Source organism: Chamaesiphon sp. OTE_20_metabat_361, from assembly GCF_031364565.1.
The window spans coordinates 1-2,465 of sequence record NZ_JANLWO010000199.1 but is presented as its reverse complement, the minus strand read 5'-3'; the positions used below and the strand labels follow the sequence as shown (position 1 = coordinate 2,465).

3 protein-coding genes are annotated in these 2,465 nt (G+C 44.0%); all 3 read right to left on the bottom strand.

The features are described 5' to 3' along the window. Positions 1-132 precede the first annotated feature (132 nt). The 3 genes from RMO35_RS05595 to lpxB all read right to left on the bottom strand — a co-directional run bounded on the left by RMO35_RS05595 (position 133) and on the right by lpxB (position 2,356). Positions 133-459, bottom strand: coding sequence for a hypothetical protein (locus RMO35_RS05595; RefSeq protein WP_309739186.1), 327 nt, complete (start codon positions 457-459; stop codon positions 133-135). Between the two features lie 35 nt (positions 460-494). Beyond that, a complete protein-coding gene (locus RMO35_RS05590) occupies positions 495-1,046 on the bottom strand; it encodes a hypothetical protein (RefSeq protein ID WP_309739185.1) in 552 nt (183 codons plus the stop codon). Between the two features lie 152 nt (positions 1,047-1,198). After that, positions 1,199-2,356 (bottom strand): lipid-A-disaccharide synthase, encoded by a 1,158-nt coding sequence (gene lpxB, locus RMO35_RS05585; RefSeq protein ID WP_309739183.1) that lies wholly within the window; start codon positions 2,354-2,356, stop codon positions 1,199-1,201. Between the last annotated feature and the right edge of the window lie 109 nt (positions 2,357-2,465).

Here is a 2,465-nt window from a genome sequence, read left to right as displayed (position 1 = left end):
GATCGATCTCATTTATGACATGAATATCGATCGGGTGATATTGAGAATCGATCGTTATTAGATCGATCGCGATGGTTTGGCTCGATTACCTACGGCACGCTACGCGAACAAATATGAATAATGTTCGATTGCTTAGGTATTTTCTAATTGCGATTCGGCAGAGCCGACGCTACGCGAACGGAGGGATTGTAATTGTTCAATCGATAATTCAGTAATTCGGGCAATCGTCTCTAGAGGAATATTTTCTTTAAGCATTCTCAAGGCAATCACTTGTCGATCTTCTTGCTTGCCTTCCTGTTTAGCCGCTTGAATCTTTTCCAAATATAAAGGTGATAACTGCATAATTAAATCCCGATCCTCCGGTTGAATATTGTCCTGACTCTCTAACGTCACCTTCAAGTTGCTCAGTAACTCCAGCGTATTCTGGCGATAAGGATGTCCCTGGGGTAATTCGGTCACTTCCTCAATCGCTCGCCTCTGCACCCCCTCCTTACCTAATATTCTAAACCACTGTCTTGACGCGCTAAACCGCCGGGAAACCCGGCGAGCGCGCGTCGCAGCGTCTCCGGTGTCCTGGGTAAGCGATGAATCACAATAATCCCTGTCTTCTGTGCTGATGGGAGTAAATAAACACCCTCACCGCGTTCGGCATCTAAACTAGCCCCCAGACTCATTAAAATGTTATCCGATAAAGTTGGGGTCAGAATCCATAACATGGGTAATTCATCATCCTTGGGTTCTGGTTGCTTTTTGCGCTTTGCCTCTCGATAGATCTTGGCATGTAAATCGTAGAGCTTAGACATACAAGCACGAATATCGGGCACAGACACCGAATTCCGAAATGGCTCGAAGACAACTAGCTCAGTTACAAATCGAGCTAGTAAACCTAAATCGGTGCGATTGAAATTGTCACCTGATGGCATGAAATAGACATCAACTTCCCTAACTTCAGCAGCAATTTTTAAGGATGGCTCGACCTTACCAAAGGGTGAAAGCAAGTTTTCTAAAAAACTTTTAGCAAATTCATCATGGGCGAAGATTGTCATGCACAGCGATCCCAAAATACTCTGACAGCATTACATATTCGCCAGCAATTATCATCAAAAGCACAATAACTCTTAATCGATTGCGTTCCCAAAGGTGAAAAAGCACCAGAAAATCGAGACAAACCCGCCCATCCTAAATTTTTACAATCACTTTAAAGTTTGGCTAAAATTTCCGCAGCGACTCGATCGCACACACCCGACTCGCCCAACGCCATCCGCATTTGACGATAATCAGCTAGCATCCGATCGCGACATTCTCGATCGAAAATCAGTTCGAGACTTGCTGCTGTAATCCGATCGGGATTAGCATCATCCTGCATCAACTCTGGCACGATCGATTTCATTTCCACGAGATTCGGTGGCGATATGTATGGAATCGCAAATTTAAAGACATTTTTAGCCAACCAAGCAGTTACTCTACTCACTCGATAAATGACGACTTGCGGAATATTAAGTAATGCTAATTCTAAACTAACCGTACCGCATTTAGTAATCGCCAAATCTGCTGCTGATAAAACTAAATCGGCATTTTGGGTGACGAGAGTTGCCTTAATTTGATATGAATCGATCGCGCACTCGATCTCCGATCGAAACTCATCGCGAGAGAGCGGAATCCAAAATCGCACGTTGGGTAATTTTGCCTGAAGTTGTTGGGCGGCTCCAAAGATGGCGGGTAACAAATATTTTAATTCTTGGCGGCGGGAAGCTGGAATCAGTGCTATGGCTACTTCATCGTCGGAAATACCCAATTTATCGCGGGCAATATCCCGACTGGATAGAGTCGCAACCCGATCGATTAATGGATGCCCGACAAACTTGACTTTTGCACCGCGATCGGCATAATATTTCGCCTCTCCAGGGAAAATCGCAAAGATTTTATTAGTAAATTCAACAATGGCATCGCTCTTTTTATTCCCGATCGACCAGACCCATTCTTGCGGCGCAATATAATAAAAAATTGGAATATTAGTTAATTGCTGACTGATATAATTACCGAGTTCTATATTAGAAATTATATAGTCAATTAAGATAACTACATCGGGTGGGGTAGTTTTTAAATACTGTTTAGCAAGGCTGCGGACTTGCCATGAAGGTCGAAGATAAGCCAGTGCTTCCCACATCCCCATCGAACTAATTCCCGTAGTATCGGCGATGATTTTTGCCCCGGCTGCTGCCATTTTACGACCACCGAGCGCGACAATCTCTAGGTCAATTCCTAGTTTATCGGCTAGTCGCCTAAGTGCGGTGACGAGCAAGGCACCTTGAAGATCGCCAGATACTTCTCCTGTACTGATAAAGATGGTTTTCACAGATTAGTGGATAGTGAATAGTGGATAGTGAATAGTGGAAATACGAACCATCCTGTTTTCAGTTTCTTAGAGGGTTTCTGAAAAGGCTTTTCGGTGTGAATCGGAGATC

What these genes read in the sequence shown, in the direction of transcription:
- RMO35_RS05590 (WP_309739185.1), bottom strand. Translation starts at nt 1,046, where the DNA reads ATGACAATCTTCGCCCATGATGAATTTGCTAAAAGTTTTTTAGAAAAC.